This is a genomic window from Janthinobacterium sp. CG_23.3 (assembly GCF_046115965.1).
In the GTDB taxonomy this organism is placed as follows: Bacteria; Pseudomonadota; Gammaproteobacteria; order Burkholderiales; family Burkholderiaceae_D; genus Janthinobacterium.
The window spans coordinates 18,290-38,360 of record NZ_JBJXIB010000051.1; the positions used below are offsets into that span (position 1 = coordinate 18,290).

At 67.5% G+C, this 20,071-nt stretch carries 20 protein-coding genes; 14 read left to right on the plus strand and 6 right to left on the minus strand.

What is annotated here, in order from left to right; genetic code table 11:
• Window positions 1–6 precede the first annotated feature (6 nt).
• The 5 genes from ACFDR9_RS13720 to ACFDR9_RS13740 all read right to left on the minus strand — a co-directional run bounded on the left by ACFDR9_RS13720 (window position 7) and on the right by ACFDR9_RS13740 (window position 5,482).
• Complete coding sequence (locus ACFDR9_RS13720) at window positions 7–834, minus strand: FAD:protein FMN transferase (RefSeq protein WP_327075906.1); 828 nt, start codon at window positions 832–834, stop codon at window positions 7–9.
• Window positions 831–1,367: an FMN-binding protein gene (locus tag ACFDR9_RS13725; protein ID WP_327075905.1), complete on the minus strand. Its 537-nt coding sequence runs from the start codon at window positions 1,365–1,367 to the stop codon at window positions 831–833. The genes ACFDR9_RS13720 and ACFDR9_RS13725 overlap by 4 nt, the downstream gene beginning before the upstream one ends.
• A 9-nt stretch (window positions 1,368–1,376) precedes the next feature.
• Window positions 1,377–2,690, minus strand: coding sequence for a hypothetical protein (locus tag ACFDR9_RS13730; RefSeq protein WP_327075904.1), 1,314 nt, complete (start codon window positions 2,688–2,690; stop codon window positions 1,377–1,379).
• Between the two features lie 24 nt (window positions 2,691–2,714).
• Window positions 2,715–3,944: a cytochrome c peroxidase gene (locus ACFDR9_RS13735; protein ID WP_327075903.1), complete on the minus strand. Its 1,230-nt coding sequence runs from the start codon at window positions 3,942–3,944 to the stop codon at window positions 2,715–2,717.
• 407 nt (window positions 3,945–4,351) lie between these two features.
• Window positions 4,352–5,482 (minus strand): M14-type cytosolic carboxypeptidase, encoded by a 1,131-nt coding sequence (locus ACFDR9_RS13740; RefSeq protein ID WP_017877452.1) that lies wholly within the window; start codon window positions 5,480–5,482, stop codon window positions 4,352–4,354.
• Between the two features lie 206 nt (window positions 5,483–5,688).
• Between ACFDR9_RS13740 and ACFDR9_RS13745 the strand changes: the two genes are divergently transcribed.
• The 3 genes from ACFDR9_RS13745 to ACFDR9_RS13755 all read left to right on the plus strand — a co-directional run bounded on the left by ACFDR9_RS13745 (window position 5,689) and on the right by ACFDR9_RS13755 (window position 8,178).
• Window positions 5,689–6,780, plus strand: coding sequence for a TRAP transporter substrate-binding protein (locus ACFDR9_RS13745; RefSeq protein WP_026133040.1), 1,092 nt, complete (start codon window positions 5,689–5,691; stop codon window positions 6,778–6,780).
• Between the two features lie 166 nt (window positions 6,781–6,946).
• The gene (locus ACFDR9_RS13750) at window positions 6,947–7,213 is read left to right on the plus strand and encodes a hypothetical protein (protein WP_409031332.1); all 267 of its coding nucleotides are present in this window, start codon (window positions 6,947–6,949) and stop codon (window positions 7,211–7,213) included.
• A gap of 209 nt (window positions 7,214–7,422) precedes the next feature.
• A complete protein-coding gene (locus tag ACFDR9_RS13755) occupies window positions 7,423–8,178 on the plus strand; it encodes a hypothetical protein (RefSeq protein WP_409031333.1) in 756 nt (251 codons plus the stop codon).
• Here the strand turns inward: ACFDR9_RS13755 and paaX are convergent.
• Entirely contained in the window at window positions 8,175–9,098 is a 924-nt protein-coding gene (gene paaX / locus ACFDR9_RS13760) for a phenylacetic acid degradation operon negative regulatory protein PaaX (RefSeq protein WP_017877448.1), read from the minus strand. The genes ACFDR9_RS13755 and paaX overlap by 4 nt on opposite strands.
• Window positions 9,099–9,322: 224 nt before the next feature.
• On the opposite strand from paaX, the gene paaA reads away from it, so the two are divergent.
• From paaA to ACFDR9_RS13815, 11 genes are all read left to right on the plus strand, one after another.
• The gene (gene paaA / locus ACFDR9_RS13765) at window positions 9,323–10,312 is read left to right on the plus strand and encodes a 1,2-phenylacetyl-CoA epoxidase subunit PaaA (RefSeq protein ID WP_409031334.1); all 990 of its coding nucleotides are present in this window, start codon (window positions 9,323–9,325) and stop codon (window positions 10,310–10,312) included.
• Window positions 10,313–10,340: 28 nt separating this feature from the next.
• The gene (gene paaB / locus ACFDR9_RS13770; protein ID WP_026133038.1) at window positions 10,341–10,625 is read left to right on the plus strand and encodes a 1,2-phenylacetyl-CoA epoxidase subunit PaaB; all 285 of its coding nucleotides are present in this window, start codon (window positions 10,341–10,343) and stop codon (window positions 10,623–10,625) included.
• Window positions 10,626–10,643: 18 nt separating this feature from the next.
• Entirely contained in the window at window positions 10,644–11,396 is a 753-nt protein-coding gene (gene paaC, locus ACFDR9_RS13775; RefSeq protein ID WP_409031335.1) for a 1,2-phenylacetyl-CoA epoxidase subunit PaaC, read from the plus strand.
• Window positions 11,397–11,951 carry a 1,2-phenylacetyl-CoA epoxidase subunit PaaD gene (gene paaD, locus ACFDR9_RS13780; protein ID WP_409031336.1) on the plus strand — a complete coding sequence of 185 codons (555 nt, stop codon included), beginning with the start codon at window positions 11,397–11,399 and terminating at the stop codon, window positions 11,949–11,951. It abuts the gene before it with no gap.
• 35 nt (window positions 11,952–11,986) lie between these two features.
• Window positions 11,987–13,063: a 1,2-phenylacetyl-CoA epoxidase subunit PaaE gene (paaE, locus tag ACFDR9_RS13785; protein ID WP_409031337.1), complete on the plus strand. Its 1,077-nt coding sequence runs from the start codon at window positions 11,987–11,989 to the stop codon at window positions 13,061–13,063.
• Window positions 13,064–13,155: 92 nt separating this feature from the next.
• Window positions 13,156–13,947 carry a 2-(1,2-epoxy-1,2-dihydrophenyl)acetyl-CoA isomerase PaaG gene (gene paaG, locus ACFDR9_RS13790; protein ID WP_409031338.1) on the plus strand — a complete coding sequence of 264 codons (792 nt, stop codon included), beginning with the start codon at window positions 13,156–13,158 and terminating at the stop codon, window positions 13,945–13,947.
• Between the two features lie 3 nt (window positions 13,948–13,950).
• A complete protein-coding gene (paaH, locus tag ACFDR9_RS13795; RefSeq protein WP_409031339.1) occupies window positions 13,951–15,507 on the plus strand; it encodes a 3-hydroxyacyl-CoA dehydrogenase PaaH in 1,557 nt (518 codons plus the stop codon).
• Entirely contained in the window at window positions 15,500–15,952 is a 453-nt protein-coding gene (gene paaI, locus ACFDR9_RS13800; RefSeq protein ID WP_409031340.1) for a hydroxyphenylacetyl-CoA thioesterase PaaI, read from the plus strand. The genes paaH and paaI overlap by 8 nt, the downstream gene beginning before the upstream one ends.
• Before the next feature lie 54 nt (window positions 15,953–16,006).
• Window positions 16,007–17,335 carry a phenylacetate--CoA ligase PaaK gene (gene paaK, locus ACFDR9_RS13805; protein ID WP_409031341.1) on the plus strand — a complete coding sequence of 443 codons (1,329 nt, stop codon included), beginning with the start codon at window positions 16,007–16,009 and terminating at the stop codon, window positions 17,333–17,335.
• A 90-nt stretch (window positions 17,336–17,425) separates the two neighbouring features.
• Entirely contained in the window at window positions 17,426–18,631 is a 1,206-nt protein-coding gene (gene pcaF, locus ACFDR9_RS13810; RefSeq protein WP_017877438.1) for a 3-oxoadipyl-CoA thiolase, read from the plus strand.
• Between the two features lie 111 nt (window positions 18,632–18,742).
• Entirely contained in the window at window positions 18,743–19,894 is a 1,152-nt protein-coding gene (locus tag ACFDR9_RS13815; RefSeq protein WP_409031342.1) for an ABC transporter substrate-binding protein, read from the plus strand.
• The last annotated feature ends 177 nt before the right edge of the window (window positions 19,895–20,071 follow it).

Genomic DNA, 20,071 nt, shown 5'->3' on the forward strand with positions numbered 1-20,071 from the left:
TCCCGCTCACAGTATCAGCGCGCTGGCGCCGAAGGCCGCCAGCGCCGGGTGGCGCGGGTCGCCGCTGGCCAGCACCACCTTGGTCAGCGCGTCGGCCACGGCGCAACTGGCCGCGCGCACCGAGGCGCTGGCGGCGCTGCCCATCGGCCGGCCGTCGCGGCCGTCGACCAGCGCGCCGACCCGCACGCCGTCCTTCATCCCGGCCGAGAAGTAGCTGGCCGAGGTGGCCATCGCCGCGTCGCCCAGCAGCAGTTCCAGCGCCGCCGATTGCGGCCGCCGCGGCGCGCGCAGCGCCACCACGAACGGCGCCTCGCCGAGCACGCGCAGGTCGCCGCCGGCGTTGACGCAGGCCGAGCGCACGCCGGCGCCGGCCAGCGCGGCGACTGCCAGGTCGACCGCGTAGCCCTTGGCGAGGCCGCCCAGGTCGATCCAGCCGGGCGCCAGCTTGCGCACCCCGCCGCCGCGCTCGCAGCGCAACACCGCCAATTCGGGCTGGTAGCGCGGCGCCGCGCCCGGCGGCGCCGGCAGTTGTTCCCACGCCACCAATTGCGGCGCGCAGGCGATATTGAAGATGCCCTCCGAGGCGGCGGCCACCCGCTGCGCCAGTTCCAGCACGCGCCGGGTGTGCGGGTGCACCTCGACGAGCGCGCCGGGCGGCGCGCGGTTCAGGCGCGCGACGTCGCTGGCGTCGTCGTGAAAACTCATCAGGCGGTGCACCAGCGCGACCTCGGCGAAGGCCAGCGCGGCCGCGGCGTGCGCCTCGGCCGCCGGCAGCGGGTCGGCGACGCGGATGTCGACCAGCGTGCCCAACCAGGGCTGGGCCCGCCGTATCATTTTTTCAGCATCACCTGGGCGATCGCGGCGATGCGCCGCACGCCGTCGGTGACGTGGCTGGCCGACAACGTGGCGCCGCTGATGTTGGCGACGCCGTCGCCGATGGCCAGCCCGGCCGGCGCGCTCTTGCCGACGAATTGCCGGCGCCAGGCCGGGTTGCGGATCTCGCCGCCGTGGCTTTCGCGGTAGGTCAGGATTTCCACCTGGCGCACGCTGGCGTCGAGGTTGACGCCGACCGCGTACGAGATCAGCTCGAACTTGCCGACGACGTCGTCGAGGATCAGGTAGCCGATCGCGGAGTCGGCCTTGTAGGCGCCGAACACGCGCCAGTTGACCGAGCGCGCCGGCAGGGCGCAGAGTTTTTCGATGTCCCGCATCTGCGCCGCGCTCAGCGCCAGGTTCTGTTCGCGGAAGGCGCTCGCCTCGGGGAACACCAGGCGCTGCGCCTGTTCCAGGGTGAGGTATTGGGTGGCGAAGGCGGGCGCGCTGGCCGCGCCGGCCGCCAACGCGGCCAGGTGCAGGGTTTTCATCATGCCCGGATTTTAATACGAAAAGCCGACGCCCAGGTTGAGGCGGTCGCGCGAGCTGTCTTCGCTAAATTTCTGGTAGTCGGCCTTGAGCACCACGCCTTCGCCCACGCGCAGGTTGGCGCCGATGGTGCCGACCTTCTCGTCGCTGGCGGCGGTGATGCCCAGGCCCGGTGGCACGCCGGAGAGGCGCTTGGCGGTGTTGAACCGCTCGTAGCGCAGGAACGGGCTGAGCGTGTAGTCGCCGGCCTTCAGCAACTGGTAGGCCGCCTGCAGGTACCAGCCGGCGAAGGCGCTCGGCACCGGGTTGGGCTGGCCGAAGTTGGCCTCGTTGAGGGCGGCGGTGTGGCTGATCTGGCCGCGCGCGTACAGCGCCGACAGGTCCCAGCGGCCCGGCGTGTAGCGCCCGTGCAGGTCGAGCAGCGTGATACGGGCGTTCGGCGCGGCGAAATCGGCCGACTTGTGGCCGGCCTTGCCGGTGAAGAGCGAGCCGCCCAGCAGCAGGCCGGGCACGCCGCGCCAGTTCAGCGCGCCGTGCACGCTCAGGTCGCGCGACTTGGCCAGCATGCCTTCCTGGTGGATGCTGCCCAGCGGCGATTCGCGCCCCTCGCCGTCCGCGTCGTAGCCCCAGCCGCCCAGATTGAAGCCGGTGGTGACGCCGGCGTCCCAGCTCAAGGCGTTGGCGAATTCGCCCGACAGGCCCAGGCCGACTTCGCGCCAGGTGGTCGGAATGATCGCCGTCTCGACGAAGTTGCGTTCGACGCCGTAATACGCGGTCGGTTCGTGGTTGGTGTTGAGCAGGCCGACCGGCATCAGGAACAGGCCGGCCTTGCCGCGCATGCCGTTGCCGAATTCGCGTTCGACGTACAGCTGTTCGACTTCGACCTCGCCGCTGTCGTCCTTGGAGACGACGGCGTGCTCCAATTCGAACTCGCCGACCACCTTGGTCTTGTCGTCGAAGCGGTGCTGGACGCCGATCACGGCGCGCCGCACGTCGCTCTGGGCCGCGCTGGCGTCCTTGCTCGGGCGGTTGTAGTTGATCTCGCCGTAGCCGGTGATCACGGTGGCGGGGGCGGACGGGCCGGCGGCGTCCGCCGCGCCGGCCGGCGCGCGGGCCGGCGTTGCGGCCTGCGCCGCCAAGGTTTGCTGGCGCTGCTCGACGGCGTCGGTCTTCCTGGCGCTGGCGCGCAGTTCCAGCTTCAACTGTTCCAGCTCGGCGGCCATTTTTTCAATCCGCTGCAGCAGTTCGGCTTCGCCGGCGGCGGCGCCCGGCGCGGCGCCCAGGAATGCGGCGGCGATAGCGGCGGCGATCAGGTTTTTGTTCATCATATTGGTTCTCTTTGAAGTAAGGGGTTAGGGGGCCAGGTAGCCGTCCGTGAGGGTGCCGAGGAATTTCACGACGTCGCCGATTTCGCTCTCCGTCAGCGCCGGCGCCATGCCGGGGCGGCGGTTGTACGGGCCTTCGACGACGTTGACGTTGGCGCGGTATTGCGGCGGCAGGTCGTTGAATTTGTCCACCGCGCCGTCGGCGCCAAGCGGATACCATTCCTCGGGATTGGTATCGCGGCGCACGTAAAAGCGCAGCACCTCGGTCAAGTCGCTGAAGGCGCCGTTGTGGAAGAAGGCCGTGCGGGTGGCGACGTTGCGCAGCGTCGGCACCTTGAACGCGCCGCACAGGTCGGCGCGGGCGGCGAGGTCGCCGCGGTCCGGGCCGCACAGGCCCAGGTCGAAGTAGGCCGGGTCGAGCGTGGCGGCGAGGCGCTTGTTGCGCGGCACGCCCAGGTTGTCGAAGCTGAAGTCGGTGAACAGCGGCGGCGCGCCGTCGGCGCCGCGGGCGCTGGCGTGGCAAGCGGCGCAATTGCCCTTGCCCGGATTGTTGAACAAGGCCAGGCCGCGCATTTCCGCGTCGTCCAGTTTGGTTTTACCGGCCAGGAACAGGTCGTATTTCGAATCGTAAGGGTGGAAGGCCGGGTCCTCCTTCTGGAACTGCTGCAGCGCGAAGGTAAGCCGGGCGAAGGCCTGGTCGGCGTTGTCGAGGATGGCGGCGCCGAACACTTGGCGGAACTGCTCGGCGTAGGCCGCGCGCCGCAGGCGGGCGAGCACCTCGTCCTTGTTGGCGTTGGCCATTTCGTGGGCCGCCAGGAAGGGCCGCTCGGCCTGCTCGGCCAGCGAGCGGGCGCGGCCGTCGCGGTCGAGGCCGCCGGTCGGGGTGCCGTCCTTGGCAAAGAAAAACGCCGGGTTCAAGTCCAGGTAGCGTAGCGACGGCGAGGTGCGGAAACCCTGCACGTCGCCGTTCGGGCCGCCCAGCTGGGCCGCCAGCTTGTCGCTCGGGGCGTGGGCGTTGGCGGGGTTGTGGCAAGTGGCGCAGGATTGCTTGCCGGACGCCGACAGCGACTGGTCGCTGAAGATTTTTTCGCCCAGGGCGGCGGCTTGGCTCAGGGCGCCGGCCGGGGCGGGCGCCGGGGTCGGCGCGGCGTCGTCGCCGCCGCCGCAGGCGGACAGGCCGAGCGCCAGCGCGAAGGCGGCGGCGCGGGATAACGCCGAGGAGCGCGCGGAGGGCCGGGCGGTTGTGCTGTTTGTCATTGCGTCGATATCGATATAAAAGGTGCGGTAAAAGGTGCGCCCAGGCGCAAATGCGAATGATTATAATTTCTAATTCGTATTGCCGCAATTCGGCCGTATGAACCAGGTCGGGGAGGGGTGGGCAAATGGCGGGCGCGCGCGGCGCCGGAATGGCTGGGAAGTGGCGGGGAAAGGGCTGGCCCCATAGCGCGGGCGGGGGCTGGACCGGTGGCGCGGCGGGCGCGGCCGGGGTAAAGCGCGGGTGTTGTATTTTTACAAATGGCGGGCGCCCACCGTGGCGCCGCGCGGGCGGCGGGCGCGATCCGGCCCTGTGCCCGCAGCGGGCCGCCCCGCCCCGGGGGCTTGCGTTGCCGGCTGACGCCGCGCGCACCCGGCCGCCGGCGCCACGCCCCTCGGCGCTCGCCCGCTTATTGCGCCGCGCGCAGCGTTTGCAGGATGGGTTGCAGGATGGCTTGGCCGAGGCGCACGCTGCGCGGACCGCTCCAGCCCGCTTGCGGGTCGGGGTCGTTGGCGTTGTCCTTGAACGGCATCTCCAGGGTCAGCGCCAGGCAGCCGAAGGCGTGCGTGATGTGCGGCGAGCCCATCGTCAGCACTTCCGGCGTGAACGGCGCGTCCGGGTAGCCGACCGCGTCCTGGAAGTCCGGGCTGGCGATCTTGAAGTCGGCGATGAAGCGGTCCTGCTCGGCCTTTTGCGCCGGCGTGAAGGTTTCCAGCGCGTCGCTGCCGGCCACGAACACGTACGGCAGGCCCTCGTCGCCGTGGATGTCGAGGAACAAGTCGCAACCGACCTCGTGCATTTTGTTCTTGACCACGAACACTTCCGGGCTGCGCTCCATGCTCGGCGTCATCCATTCGCGGTTCAGGTTGGCGCCGACGGCGTTGGTGCGCAGGTTGCCGCGCACCGAGCCGTCCGGGTTCATGTTCGGCACCACATAGAACACGGCGTCCTTGAGCAACTGGCGGGCGAACGGGTTGGCGTTGTCGAGCAGGGCGTCGAGCATGCCCTCGACGAACCATTCGGCCATCGTCTCGCCCGGATGCTGGCGCGCGATGACCCACACCTTGTTGGCGGCGTCGGGGTTGCCGACCACCAGCAGGTTCATGTCGCGCCCCTCGACGCTGCTGCCCAGGTCGAGCATTTTCACCAGCGGCGACGCCTGCGCGTTGTCGAGCAGGGCCAGGTGGCGGTCCCACGGGTACGGTTCGAAGTAGGCGTAGTAGACGCTGTCCTCTTCCGGCGTGTGCTCGATGGTCATGACGCTGCCGTCGTAGCTGGTCGGCACGCGGAACCAGGTTTCGCGGTCGTAGCTGGCGACGGCCTGGTAGTCGACCCAGCCGTCCGGGTAGGCGGCCTTGCCGGCGTTCAGGAAACGCATCGTGCACGGCTCGGCCTGCGCGCCCTGCAGGCGGAAGTAGAACCATTGGATGATGTCGGCGTGCGTATCCTTGCGGATGTTCAGTTCGATGGCGTGCGGCGCGTCGGCGCGCACGACGTCGATCGCGCCGGCGTCGAATTGGTGGCTGATTTTGATGGACATGGGGAAGTTCCTGTTAAATTTTAGTACGCTAGGTATCGCATCAATGTGCAATGACTTCATGATACTTGTTTTGCCAGTGTTGTAGAAATTGCGCATCAGGATTTGCGCTATTGCCAGCGCGCGGCGCGGCCCCTACACTAGAGCGGTGAATGACAGGCTTGTTATTTATGCATTTCCGACAATAAAAAACCTCCGGAGACTTTGATATGGAACGTCGTTCTTTCTTGAAAAAAGCAGCGGTCGGCGCCTCCGCCGGCGCGGCCATCGCCGCGCCGGCGCTGGCGCAGAGCGGGCATCCCGCCGTCAGCTGGCGCCTGGCGTCGAGCTTCCCGAAAACGCTGGACACCATTTTCGGTTCGGCCGACCAGTTCGTGAAGCGCGTCGCCGCGCTGACCGGCGGCAAATTCCAGATCCGCCAGTTCGCCGCCGGCGAAATCGTCCCCGGCCTGCAGGTGATGGACGCGGTCCAGGCCGGCACCGTGGAAATGGGCCACACGCCGTCCTACTATTACTTCGGCAAGGACCCGACCTTCGCCTTCGATTGCGCGGTGCCGTTCGGCCTGACCTCGCGCCAGCAGACGGCGTGGATGGACCAGGGCGGCGGACGCGAGCTGATGCGCGAGTTCTTCAAGGGCTACGGCATCATCAATTTCTTCGGCGGCAACACCGGCACGCAAATGGGCGGCTGGTATCGCAAGGAAATCAAGTCGGTCGCCGACATCAAGGGCTTGAAGATCCGCATCGCCGGTTTCGCCGGCCGCGTGATGGAGCGCATGGGCGCGGTGCCGCAGCAGATTCCGGCCGGCGACATCTACACGGCGCTGGAAAAAGGCACGATCGACGCGGCCGAGTGGGTCGGCCCGTACGACGACGAGAAGCTGGGCCTGGTCAAGGTGGCGCCGCATTACTATTCGCCGGGCTGGTGGGAGGCCGGGCCGCAGCTGTCGTTCTACATCAACATCAAGGAATGGGAAAAGCTGCCGAAGGAATACCAGGCGGCGATCGAGGTGGCCAGCTACGAGTGCCACGTCGTCATGCAGGCCGACTACGACGCCAAGAATCCGGCTGCGCTGGCGCGGCTGATGAAGAACGGCGCCAAGCTGCACAATTTCTCGAAGGACATCATGGACGCCGCCTACAAGGAGTCGAACGCGGTGATGGAGGAGGAGGCCGGCCGCAACGCCAAGTTCAAGAAGGTCTACGAGCCGTGGAAACGCTTCCGCCAGGACCAGAACCAGTGGGCCTCGGTGGCCGAGGCGACGATGCAGAACTATCTGATCGGCATTGGCCGCAAGTAGGCCCGCCTGCCGGCTACAAGGACCAGGCCGGGCCTGGTCGTTCGCGCCGGCGGCATGCGCCAGCGCAAGCGCGCGCCCCTTCAGTTTGCTATGTTCGATGGTGACCGCGCGCGCCGTGCGCCGGTTTGCCCGGGCCGGCGCGCGGCCCATCGAAGCGGAGCCGAGCATGGACAAGGGGCACGAGCACGTCAAGCAGCTGGAACAGAAAATCGACGCGCTCAGCGACGCGCTGGCGCGCCTGGGGCAGGGCGCGACGCTAAAGGAATTGCTGCGCATCATACGTTTTCCCGGCTACACCACGCCGGCCGAGTTCGTCTTCAACGGCGCCATCCTCGACGCCATGCAGGCGCAGGTCGACGCGCTCGACAAGCTGGGCCAGGACTTGCTGGCCGGCGCCAAGCTGGTGGTGAAGGACGCCGGCGTGGAACTGTAGCGGGCCGGCGGCGCTGGAAACCAAGCCAAGACGGGGAGCCGGGGTCAAGTCTTCTGGCCTTGGCGCGAGGGGGCGGACCCCGGGCTTACGCCTTTGGTGTCGACGACTCCGGCGCCGAAGCCACCGCTATTGCTGCGGCGTATTTTTTTCTGGGCGCGCCCGACGAAACCGATTACACTGCTAGGTTGTCAATACACCCGGGAGTGGGCATGGTTTGGTCGCGTTGCTGCCTGTGCGCCGCACTGTTGTTGCCCGCGCACGCGCAGGCCCTCAAGCTGCGCCTGTGCGTCGACGCCCGGCCGCACCCGCCGTTCCTGACGCCCGACGGCGGCGGCTCGGTCGGTGCGCTGGTCAAGGCCGCGGCGGCCGAGGCCGGCGTCGGGCTGGAGCTGTACCACGCGCCGGTGACGCGCTGCCGCGAGGAGATCCGCGCCGGCCTGGCCGACGGCTATCCCAGCGCATCGTACACGCCGACCTGGCGCGAGCTGCTCGACTATCCAATGAAGAAGGGCCGCCCGGACCCGGGCCGCGCGGTGCTGTTCGTGCGCGTGCTGGCGTACCAGCGCAGCGGCGGCGGCGTCGGCTGGGACGGCCGGCATTTCAGCAAGCTGAGCACCCCGGTGCTGGTCAGCTACGGCAGCGTGATGATCGGCGACCGCCTGGCCGCGATCCGGCAGCCGAGCGACGCCACCGGCAAGAACCTGGAGGTCAATTTCACCAAGCTGGCGGCCGGCCGCGGCGACGTCGCGCTCGGCTGGGAGAACGACGGCCAGGCCTTGCTGGAGAAGCTGGAATTCGCCGGCAAGGTGGAGCCGCTGGCGCTACCGTTCGCCGAGGAAATGTTCTACCTCGGCCTGTCGAAGCGCTTCGTCCAGGCCAACCCCGCCGCGGCCGAGCAGTTGTGGGCGGCGATCGGCCGCATCAAAAACCCCGCGAGCGCCGCCGACGCCGCCAAGACCCGCTAGCGCAGGCCGCCGAAACGCTGGTAAAACGCCTCCTCGGCCGGCGCGGCGCGCTCGTCCTCGCGCCGCAGCGTCGCCATCAGGTGCCCCTCGGCGCCGGTGTAGACCAGCCGGTACAGCGCGCGCGCCAGCTCGTAGGCGGCGCTGCCCGGCCACTGCGCCGGCAGCAGCTCCAGCGGCAGTTGCGGGTCGTGCAGCTGGACCCGGCGGTAGGCGTGGATCAGCAGCAGACGGATGACGAAGGCTTGCTCGGGCGCCACCGGGGCCGCCCGCAGCAGCGCCAGCAGCGGCTGGAACTGCGCGCTGAACTGTTCGTAACCGCGCGTCACGGCGGACAGGTCCCAGCCTTCGGCGACCATGTCGCGCAGCGGCCGCAGCGGCACGCCCGGCAGCTCGGTGGCGCGGCAGACGTACAGCTTGCCCTGCACGCCGTTGCGGCTGAGGATCTCTTCGAGCACCTCGGCGTCGGCGCCGGGGTGGCCGAAGATGCCCGGCGCGATCACGCTATACCCTTCCCACAGCAATTCCTTGCGCAGCGCGCCGCGCTCGGCCGCGGCGATGTTGCCGCCCGAGCCGATGATGATGGTCCAACTGCCGTCCCAGTGCGCCGCCAGCGGCGCGTAGATGCGCCGGTAGGCGCGCGCGAAACGCCGCCGCGCCGCCGGCATGATCGCGTAGGCGCTGCGGCGGCCGTCGCGTTGCGCCCCCAGCCAGCCCTCCTGCGCCAGGCGGAACACGCTGGTGCGCAACAGCCGGTCGTTGACGCCGAACGGCGCCAGCAGTTCGATCAGGCTGCCCAGCCAGACGACGCCGCCGTGCGGCACGATGGCGTCGCCGAAGATCGTCATCACCAGCGACTTCGAGCGCGGCGGGTCGGCCGCCAGAAAGTCGCTGATCCATTCGGTGCTGGTGCTGTCGCTCATCGGGCCCTTTGCGCAATCGCGCGTTCACATTCGAAGAAAGCAGGAGTTTACTTTGCCCTTGCATCGGCGCAGCATTATTTTTGCACGCGGCGCCGCAAACGTGCGCACGGGATACGGAATCTGTAAATGATTCAAATCAAGTGTATTCAAATATAATTTTGTATCGTATTATCCGTTCATCGCGTGTGCCTCGCCGCGCACAAAAACCGACTTGGAGAGTGGTCATGTACGCACAAATGGTTGAAACCGGTCTGAAGAACGTACGTTCGGCCGACGACATGGGCGCCGACGAACTGGCCTTCCAGGCCCGCATCGACGCCGGCATCAAGATCGAGGCAAAGGACTGGATGCCCGACGCCTACCGCAAGACGCTGATCCGGCAAATTTCCCAGCACGCCCATTCGGAAATCGTCGGCCAGCTGCCCGAGGGCAACTGGGTGACGCGCGCGCCGACGCTGAAGCGCAAATCGATCCTGCTGGCGAAGATCCAGGACGAGGCCGGCCACGGCCTGTACCTGTACAGCGCCGCCGAGACGCTGGGCGTGTCGCGCGACGAACTGCTCGCCGCGCTGCATTCGGGCAAGGCCAAGTATTCCAGCATCTTCAACTACCCGACCTTGAGCTGGGCCGACATGGGCGCCGTCGGCTGGCTGGTCGACGGCTCGGCCATCATCAACCAGATCCCGCTGTGCCGCTGCTCGTACGGGCCGTACGCCCGCGCCATGATCCGCGTCTGCAAGGAGGAATCGTTCCACGCGCGCCAGGGCTACGACATCATGATGAGCCTGTGCAAGGGCTCGCCGGCGCAAAAAGCCATGGCGCAGGACGCGCTGAACCGCTGGTGGTGGCCGACGCTGATGATGTTCGGCCCGTCCGACGCCGAGTCCGTCAACAGCGCCCAGTCGGCGCAGTGGCGCATCAAGCTGTTTTCCAACGACGAGCTGCGCCAGCGCATGGTCGACCAGACCGTGCCGCAAATCGACTACCTGGGCCTGACCGTGCCCGACCCGGATTTGAGATTCAACGCCGAGACCGGCCACTACGAGTTCGGCGAGATCGACTGGTCCGAGTTCCACAACGTCTTGAAGGGCAACGGCCCGTGCAACAAGGAGCGCCTGCAAACCCGCGTCAAGGCCTACGAGGACGGCGCCTGGTTCCGCGACGCGCTGCTGGCCTACGCCGACAAACACGCCGGCGCCAAAGCGGCGGCCTGACAAGACCAATACAGATAAGGGGATATTCATGAGCAAAGAATGGCCATTGTGGGAAGTCTTCATCCGCAGCCAGCACGGCCTGGCGCACAAGCACGTCGGCAGCCTGCACGCGTCCGACGCCGAAATGGCGGTCAACAACGCGCGCGACGTCTACACCCGCCGCAACGAGGGCGTCAGCATCTGGGTGGTGCGCGCCGCCGACATCGTCGCCAGCAGCCCGGGCGACAAGGGCGCGCTGTTCGAGCCGTCCAACAGCAAAGTGTATCGCCACCCGACCTTCTTCCCGATGCCGGAAGAAGTCAAAAACCTGTGACGCGCGGAGACCGTGATCGTGGATGATAAAGTCAATTACCTGCTGCGCCTGGGCGACAACGCGCTGATCTTGAGCCAGCAGCTGTCGCAGCTGTGCGGCAAGGGCCCGGCGATGGAAGAGGACATGGCGCTGACCAACGTCGCGCTCGACCTGCTGGGCCAGACCCGCCTGTGGCTGGACTACGCCGGCGAACTCGAAGGCCTTGGCCGCACTGAAGACCAGCTGGCCTTCCTGCGCGACGCGCACGACTTCAAGAACTGCCTGCTGCTGGAGCAACCGAACGGCAACTACGCCGACACCATCGTGCGCCAGTTTTACTTCGACACCTGGCACTACTTTCAGTTGCAGGGCCTGGCCAAGTCGGCCGACCCGCGCATCGTCGAAGTGGCCGAGAAGTCGCTCAAGGAAGTCACCTACCATGTGCGCCGCAGCGGCGACCTGGTGGTGCGCCTGGGCGACGGCAGCGCCGACAGCCACGCCAAGACCCAGGCCGCCGCCAGCCGCCTGTGGCCCTACACCGGCGAGATGTTCAGGTACGACGCGGTCGACCAGGCGATGGTCGCGGCCGGCGTCGCCCCGGCCGCCGAGGAACTGCGCGCGCAATGGCTGGAGCACGTCGGCGAGATCTTCGCCGAGGCGACCCTGGCCATGCCGGCGCCGGACGCCTGGATGCAAAAGGGCGGCAAGCAGGGTATCCACACCGAACACCTCGGTTTCCTGCTGGCCGAAATGCAGTTCCTGCAACGCGCCTACCCGAACTCGGAGTGGTAAATGGAGCAGCCGCCAGCCGCCGCCAGCGCCGATCCTCAACCCGCCTTGGCCTGTAGCGCCGAACAGGTGTGGGATTGGTTGGGCGAGGTGCCCGATCCCGAGATCCCGGTCATTTCCGTGGTCGACCTGGGCATCGTGCGCGCGGTCGAGCTGCGCGGCGCCGAGTGCGTCGTGACCATCACCCCGACCTATTCCGGCTGCCCGGCGATGGCGGTGATCGCCGAAGCGGTGACGGCGGCGCTGCACGGCCACGGCGTCGCCAACGTGCGGCTGGTGAACCAGTTGTCGCCGGCCTGGACCACCGACTGGATGAGCGAGGGCGGCAAGGCCAAGCTGAAGGGCTACGGCATCGCGCCGCCGGCGCAGCAGGTGATCGACATCAGCGGCTTGAGCGCCGGCGTCAAGCGCCGCCCGGCGCCCAAGCTGGTGGTGGCGTGCCCGAACTGCGGCTCCAGCCACACCGAGTTGACCAGCCAGTTCGGCTCGACGCCGTGCAAGGCGCTGTACAAATGCGTCGATTGCCGCGAACCCTTCGATTACTTCAAGTGTCACTAGCGGCGGCCCGCCCGCCCGCAATGGAGAGCAAGACCATGAGCAAATTTTATCCGCTGTCCGTGTCCAAAGTCAGCAACGAAACGCGCGACACCATCGCCGTCACCTTCGCCGTGCCGGCGGAGCTGCAAGAGAGCTTCCGCTTCCAGCAGGGCCAGCACCTGACGCTGCGCGCCAACATCAACGCCGAGGACATCCGCCGCTCGTATTCGATTTGCTCGTCGGTGCAGGAGGGCGCGCTGCGCGTGGCCATCAAGCGCACCCCGGGCGGCGCCTTTTCAACCTGGGCCAACGACACCTTGAAGCCCGGCGCCACGCTGGAAGTGATGCCGCCGATGGGCCACTTCAACGTGCCGCTGGCGGCCGACAACCGGAAGCACTACCTGGCCTTCGCCGCCGGCAGCGGCATCACGCCCATCCTGTCGATCGTCAAGACCACGCTGCTGGCCGAGCCGCACAGCCGCTTCACCCTGTTCTACGGCAACCGCGCCTCGTCCACGGTGATCTTCAAGGAAGAGCTGACGGATTTGAAGGACAGCTACATGGAGCGCCTCAACCTGGCCTACGTGATGAGCCGCGAGCAGCAGGACATCGACCTGTTCAACGGCCGCATCACCAAGGAAAAGTGCGAGCAGTTGCTGCGCCACTGGATCAACATCGAGGACTTCGACACCGCTTTCATCTGCGGCCCGGAAGACATGATGCTGGGCGTTTCGGCGGCGCTGCAGGCGGCCGGCATGGCCAAGCAGAACATCAAGATCGAACTGTTCGCCGCCAGCATTCCGAAGCACCAGCACAAGCCGCGCGCGCTCGACACCGCCGCGCACCAGGAGACCCAGGTCACCGTCATCATGGACGGCAACCACACCACCTTCACGATGGACAAGGACAAGGAATCGATCCTCGACGCCGGCCTGCGCCAGGGCATCGACATGCGCTACTCGTGCAAAGGCGGGGTTTGCTCGACCTGCCGCTGCAAACTGGTTGACGGCAAGGTCGATATGGATGTCAACTACGCGTTGGAGGATTACGAAATCGCCCGCGGCTTCGTGCTCAGTTGCCAAAGCTTCCCGGTGACCGACACCGTCGTGGTCGACTTCGACCAGGCCGAATAAAACTAGCCTACGCAGGGGACAGAAGGGGACAGACCCCGTACGGGGTCTGTCCCCGGTTCACACCACGCAACTACAACACTACCGAGACGCCCATGAACTACGAAAACATCCTCTTCGAGATCACCGACGGCATAGCCAAACTGACGCTGAACCGTCCCGACAAGTTGAACAGCTTCACCCAGGCGATGCACGAGGAAGTGCGCCACGCGATGGCGCAAATCCAGGCCGACAAAAGCGTGCGCGTGATGGTGCTGACCGGCGCCGGGCGTGGCTTCTGCGCCGGCCAGGACCTGTCCGACCGCGCCGTCGAGCCGGGTTCGCGCGGCGTCGACCTGGGCGACTCGGTGGAAAAAAACTACGCGCCGCTGGTGCTGGCGCTGCGCGCGCTGCCGATGCCGGTGATCTGCGCCGTCAACGGCGTCGCCGCCGGCGCCGGCGCCAACCTGGCGCTGGCCTGCGACATCGTGCTGGCGGCGCGCTCGGCCAGCTTCGTCGAAGCTTTCTGCCGCCTCGGCCTGGTCCCCGACACCGGCGGCACCTACTTCCTGCCGCGCCTGATCGGCGGCGCCCGCGCCATGGGCCTGGCCATGCTGGGCGAAAAGCTGACCGCCGAGCGCGCCGAAAGCTGGGGCCTGATCTGGAAATGCTATCCCGACGAATGCCTGGCCGAGGAAACCATGGCGCTGGCCAGCCACTTCGCCAGCGCGCCGACCAAGGGCCTGGCCTTCACCAAGCAGGCGCTGTACGCCAGCCCGTCCAACAACCTGGAACAGCAGCTCAAGCTCGAATGCGGCATGATGAGCGAGCTGGGCAACAGCAACGACTACCGCGAAGGCGTCGCCGCCTTCATGGCCAAGCGCGTCCCTGAATTCAAGGGGAGCTGAGCGATGAGCGCACTGACAGCAGGCAGCGTCGTCGCCGTCGTCGGCAGCGGCGCCATGGGCGCCGGCATCGCCCAGGTCGCGGCGGCCGCCGGCTACCGCGTAAAACTCTACGACACCCGCCCCGAGGCGGTGACCAAGGCGCTGGCCGACATCGGCAAGATGTACCTGAAGCTGGCCGAAAAGGGCCGCATGACGGCCGAGCAGGCCAGCGCCGCGACGGCGCGCCTGCAAGCGGCCGGCGCGCTGGCCGAGGTGGCCGACGCCGCCCTGGTGGTCGAGGCCATCGTCGAAAACCTCGACGTCAAGCGCGCCCTGTTCGCCGAGCTCGAAGCGGTGGTGGGCGACGCCTGCATCCTGGCCACCAACACCTCGTCGATCTCGGTCACCGCCATCGCCGCCAAGCTGCGCCTGCCGCAGCGCCTGGTCGGCATGCACTTCTTCAACCCGGTGCCGTTGATGGCGCTGGTCGAGGTCATCAGCGGGCTGGCCACCGACGCCGGCGTCGCCGCGACGGTCCACGCCACCGCCGCGGCCTGGGGCAAGAACCCGGTGCACGCGAAATCGACGCCCGGCTTCATCGTCAACCGCGTGGCGCGGCCGTTCTACGCCGAGGCCCTGCGCCTGCTGACCGAGCAGGCCGGCGACGCCGCCACCCTCGACGCGGTGCTGCGCGAGGCCGGCGGCTTCCGCATGGGACCGTTCGAACTGATGGACCTGATCGGCCACGACGTCAATTTTTCGGTGACGCAGTCGGTCTTCCACGCCTACTTCAACGACCCGCGCTTCACGCCCTCGGTGCTGCAGCAGGAAATGGTCAACGCCGGTTTCCTCGGCCGCAAATCCGGCCGCGGCTTCTACCAGTACGGCGAGGGCGCCGCGGCGCCGCAGCCGCGCACCGAGGCGCCGCAGCCGCGCCCCGACTTCGTCAGCTACAGCCTGGAGGCGGGTAGCGGCGACGGCGGCGTCAGCGGCCTGCTGGCGCGGCGCCTGACCGCGGCCGGTTTCCACATCGCCAACCGCGACAGCGGCGCCGGCGAGCACAACGACCCGGCCCCGGCCTTCCATTGCAACGGCGCGGCGATCTACCTGAGCGACGGGCGCAGCGCCACCGAACGGGCGCGCGCCAATGGCCACCCCGACACCGTGCTGTTCGACCTGGCGCTGGACTACGCGACGGCCACGCGCATCGCCCTCAGCTGTGCCGACCAGTGCAGCCCGGCCGCCTGGCACGCCGCGGTCGGCCTGTTCCAGGGCGCCGGCTTCGCCGTCTCGCGCCTTGACGACGTGCCCGGCCTGGCCGTGATGCGCACCGTGGCGATGCTGGCCAACGAAGCGGCCGACGCCGTCAACCAGGGCGTCTGCACCGCCGCCGCCGTCGACGTGGCGATGCAAAAGGGCGTCAACTATCCGCGCGGGCCGCTGGCCTGGGCCGACGCCGTCGGCGTGGCGCACATCGCCACCGTGCTGCACAACCTGGCCGACAGCTACGGCGAGGACCGCTACCGCGTCGCGCCGCTGCTGCGCCGCAAACTCGCCACCAAAGGACGCTTCCATGCATAACCAGGGCCACCCCGTCGAAGCGCTGGCCCTGGCCCGGGCCGCCGGCGCCGCGATGTACGCGCGCGACCGCGCCAGCCAGGCCATGGGCATGCTGCTCGGCGAAATCCGCCCCGGCTACGCGCGCATGAGCATGCCGGTGCGAACAGACATGCTGAACGGGCACCAGAGCTGCCACGGCGGCTATATTTTTGCGTTGGCCGACAGCGCCTTCGCATTCGCGTGCAACAGCCACAACCACAACACGGTGGGCGCCGGCTGCACGATCGACTACCTGGCGCCCGGTCGCCTGGAAGATGTGCTGACGGCCGAGGCGGTGGAGCAGGCGCTGGCAGGGAAAAGCGGCGTCTACGACGTCAAGGTCAGCAACCAGGACGGCCGCCTGATCGCGCTGTTCCGCGGCAAATCCATCCGCATCGCCGGCGAGGTCGTTCCCACGCACATCTGAAGCAAGCATAGCGACCGCGCAGGCACCACGCGCAAGCACAACGAGGAGACTCCGATGGTTCAACGTACCCCCGCACCCGCCGACTTGGAAGCGATCGAACGCGCCAGCAGGGACGAACTGCAGGCGCTGCAACTGCAACGCATGAAATGGTCACTGCGCCACGCCTACGACAACGTGCCGCACTACCGCGCCGCGTTCGACGCCGCCGGCGTCCATCCAGACGACCTGAAGTCGCTGGCCGACCTGGCCAAGTTCCCCTTCAGCGACAAGAAGACGCTGCGCGACAACTACCCGTTCGGCTTGTTCGCCGTGCCGCGCGAGCAGGTGGTGCGCATCCACGGCTCCAGCGGCACCACCGGCAAGGCCACCGTGGTCGGCTACACCAAGAACGACATCGACACCTGGGCCAACGTGGTGGCGCGCTCGATCCGCGCCGCCGGCGGGCGCGCCGGCGACATGGTGCACATCTCCTACGGCTACGGCCTGTTCACCGGCGGCCTGGGCGCGCACTACGGCGCCGAGCGCCTCGGTTGCACCGTCATCCCGATGTCGGGCGGGCAGACCGAGAAGCAGGTCCAGCTGATCTGCGACTTCAAGCCGGACATCATCATGGTGACGCCGTCGTACATGCTCAACATCATCGAAGAGTTTTCGCGCCAGGGCATGGACCCGGCCGAGTCCTCGCTGAAGGTCGGCATCTTCGGCGCCGAACCGTGGACCGAGGCCATGCGCGCCGAGATCGAAAGCCGCGCCGGCATCGACGCCGTCGACATTTACGGCCTGTCCGAGGTGATGGGCCCGGGCGTGGCCAGCGAGTGCATCGAAAGCAAGGACGGCCCGGTCATCTGGGAAGACCATTTTTACCCGGAGATCATCGACCCGGACACCGGCGCAGTGCTGCCGGACGGCGCCGAGGGCGAGCTGGTGTTCACCTCGCTGACCAAGGAAGCCATGCCGGTGATCCGCTACCGCACGCGCGATCTGACGCGGCTGCTGCCGCCGACCTCGCGGGCGATGCGCCGCATCGGCAAGATCACCGGCCGCTCCGACGACATGCTGATCATCCGCGGCGTCAACGTGTTCCCGTCGCAGATCGAAGAGCTGATCCTGAAGATGCCGAAACTGGCGCCGCACTACCAGCTGGTGGTGTCGCGCGAAGGCCACCTGGACAAGCTCGACGTGATCGGCGAACTGCGCCCGGAGGTGTCCGCCAAGCTGAGCGAATTCGACACCGAGGCGCTGGCGAAGGAACTGGGCCACCAGATCAAAACCTACGTCGGCGTGACGACCAGGGTGCGCCTGCTGGCGGCGGGCAGCATCGAACGCACGCTGACCGGCAAAGCCAGGCGCGTGGTCGACAAGCGACCGAAAACCCCGGCATGAAGCGTAGGTCGGATTAGCGCGGCGTAATCCGACGCGGCGCCGCCGACGCCAACTAAACTGACAATGACAACGAAAACCGGAGCAAAAATAGTGAACGAAGCCTTTATCTGTGACGCGGTGCGCACCCCGTTCGGCCGCTACGGCGGCTCCCTGGCCGGCGTACGCGCCGACGACCTTGGCGCGCTGCCGATCGCCGCGCTGATGGCGCGCAACCCCGGCGTCGACTGGAGCCTGGTCGACGACGTCTACTACGGCTGCGCCAACCAGGCCGGCGAAGACAACCGCAACGTCGGGCGCATGTCGGCGCTGCTGGCCGGCTTGCCGGTCGAGGTCCCGGCCAGCACCATCAACCGCCTGTGCGGCTCCAGCCTGGACGCGGTCGGCATGGCCGCGCGCGCCATCAAGGCCGGCGAGGCCGAGCTGGTCATCGCCGGCGGCGTCGAAAGCATGACGCGCGCGCCCTTCGTCATGGCCAAGGCCGACAGCGCCTTCTCGCGCGCCGCGAAAATCGAAGACACCACCATGGGCTGGCGTTTCGTCAACGCCCAGATGAAGGCCAAATACGGCATCGACAGCATGCCCGAGACGGCCGAGAACGTGGCCGAGGAATTCGGCGTCAGCCGCGCCGACCAGGACGCGCTGGCGCTGCGCAGCCAGCAGCGCTGGGCCGCCGCCCACGCCGCCGGCGTCTTCGCCAACGAGATCGTGGCGGTCTCGCTGCCGCAAAAGAAGGGCGATCCGAAAATCTTCGCGGTCGACGAGCATCCGCGCCCGGACACCAGCTACGAGGGGCTGGCCAAGCTGAAGGGCGTGGTGCGGCCCGACGGCGGCGTCACCGCCGGCAACGCCTCCGGCTTGAACGACGGCGCCTGCGCGATCCTGCTGGCCTCCGGCGCCGCCGCCGACAAGCACGGCCTGAAGCGCCGCGCCCGCGTGCTGGGCATGGCCACCGCCGGGCTGGCGCCGCGCATCATGGGTTTCGGCCCGTCGCCGGCGACGCGCAAGGTGCTGGCGCAGACCGGCCTGGGCATCGAGCAGATGGACGTGATTGAATTGAACGAAGCTTTCGCCGCGCAGGCGCTGGCGGTGACGCGCGACCTCGGCCTGGCCGACGACGCCGCCCACGTCAACCCGAACGGCGGCGCCATCGCCGTCGGCCATCCGCTGGGCGCCTCCGGCGCGCGGCTGGTGATGGCGGCGCTGAACCAGCTCGAACGCACCGGCGGCCGCTACGCCTTGTGCACCATGTGCATTGGCGTCGGCCAGGGCATCGCGCTGATTATCGAACGCGTGTAGCACAACGTAGGTCGGGTTACGCCGCGCTAACCCGACCTACGAGACAAGTTAACAATAAAAGCCGCACGAGCGGCGCCGTATCCGATTGTTGTAAAACTGGGGGAGACACACATGGTATCGAAATACTGGAAGCAAACCGTCATTGCCGCGGCACTGTTCGCCGTCGCCGGCGCCACCTGCGCCGCCGAGAACATCAAAATCGGTTCGGTGCTGTCGGTGTCCGGCTCGGCCGCCTTCCTCGGCGACCCGGAGCTGAAAACGCTGCAGATGTACATCGAGAAAATCAACGCCGCCGGCGGCGTGTTGGGGCGCCAGTTGGAACTGGTGCATTACGACGACGGTAGCGACGCCGCCAAGGCGAACGGCTTTGCCAAGCGCCTGATCGAGTCCGACAAGGTCGACGTGCTGATCGGCGGCACCACCACCGGCGCGACGATGGCGATGGCGCCGCTGGTCGACAAGGCCGGCCTGCCGTTCATTTCGCTGGCCGGCGCCGTGGTCATCGTCGACCCGGTCAAGAAATGGGTGTTCAAGACGCCGCACACCGACCGCATGGCGGCCGAAAAAGTGTTCGAGGATATGAAGAAGCGCGGCATCGGCAAAGTCGGCCTGCTGTCCGAAACCAGCGGCTTTGGCGCGTCCGGGCGCAAGGAATCGCAGGCGGTCGCGGCCAAGTATGGCATCACGCTGGTGGCCGACGAAACCTACGGCCCGAAAGACACCGACATCACCGCGCAACTGACGCGCCTGAAGGGCGCCGCCGGCATCCAGGCGGTGTTCGTGTTCGGCCTGGGCCAGGGGCCGGCGGTGGTCACCAAGAACTACGGCCAGCTGGGCATGGGCGCGCTGCCGCTGTACCAGTCGCACGGCGTGGCGTCGGACGAGTACATCAAGCTGTCGGGCAAATCGGCCGAAGGCGTGCGCCTGCCGACGCCGGCGCTGCTGATCGGCGCCATGCTGCCGGCGGCCGACGCGCAGAAAGCCATCGTCACCGACTACGACAAGCAGTACAAGGACCGCTACAAGATCGACCCGTCGACCTTCGGCGGCTACGCGCTGGACGCGCTGTACCTGTCGGTCGACGCCATCAAGCGCGCCGGCTCCACCGACAAGGAAAAGGTGCGCAACGCGCTGGAGCAGACCAAGGGCTTCGTCGGCACCACCGGCGTGTTCAACATGTCGCCGACCAAGCACATGGGCTTGGACCTGTCGGCCTTCCGCATGGTGGAAGTGAAGAACGGCGAATGGGTGATGCTGAAGTAGCCAGCTTGTGTAGATACTATGAATGAAGGCGGGTCGGCAAAAGACGCAAATTAATCCTAAAGTGAAGGTTCGAAGAATCAACTTAGGAGAAAATCATGCAACCGACCCGCGCCAACGATTTTACGCCTGAAGTCGAAGTTTTTGCGGTGGCATTAGAGTTGTCGAGCAAGAGCTGGA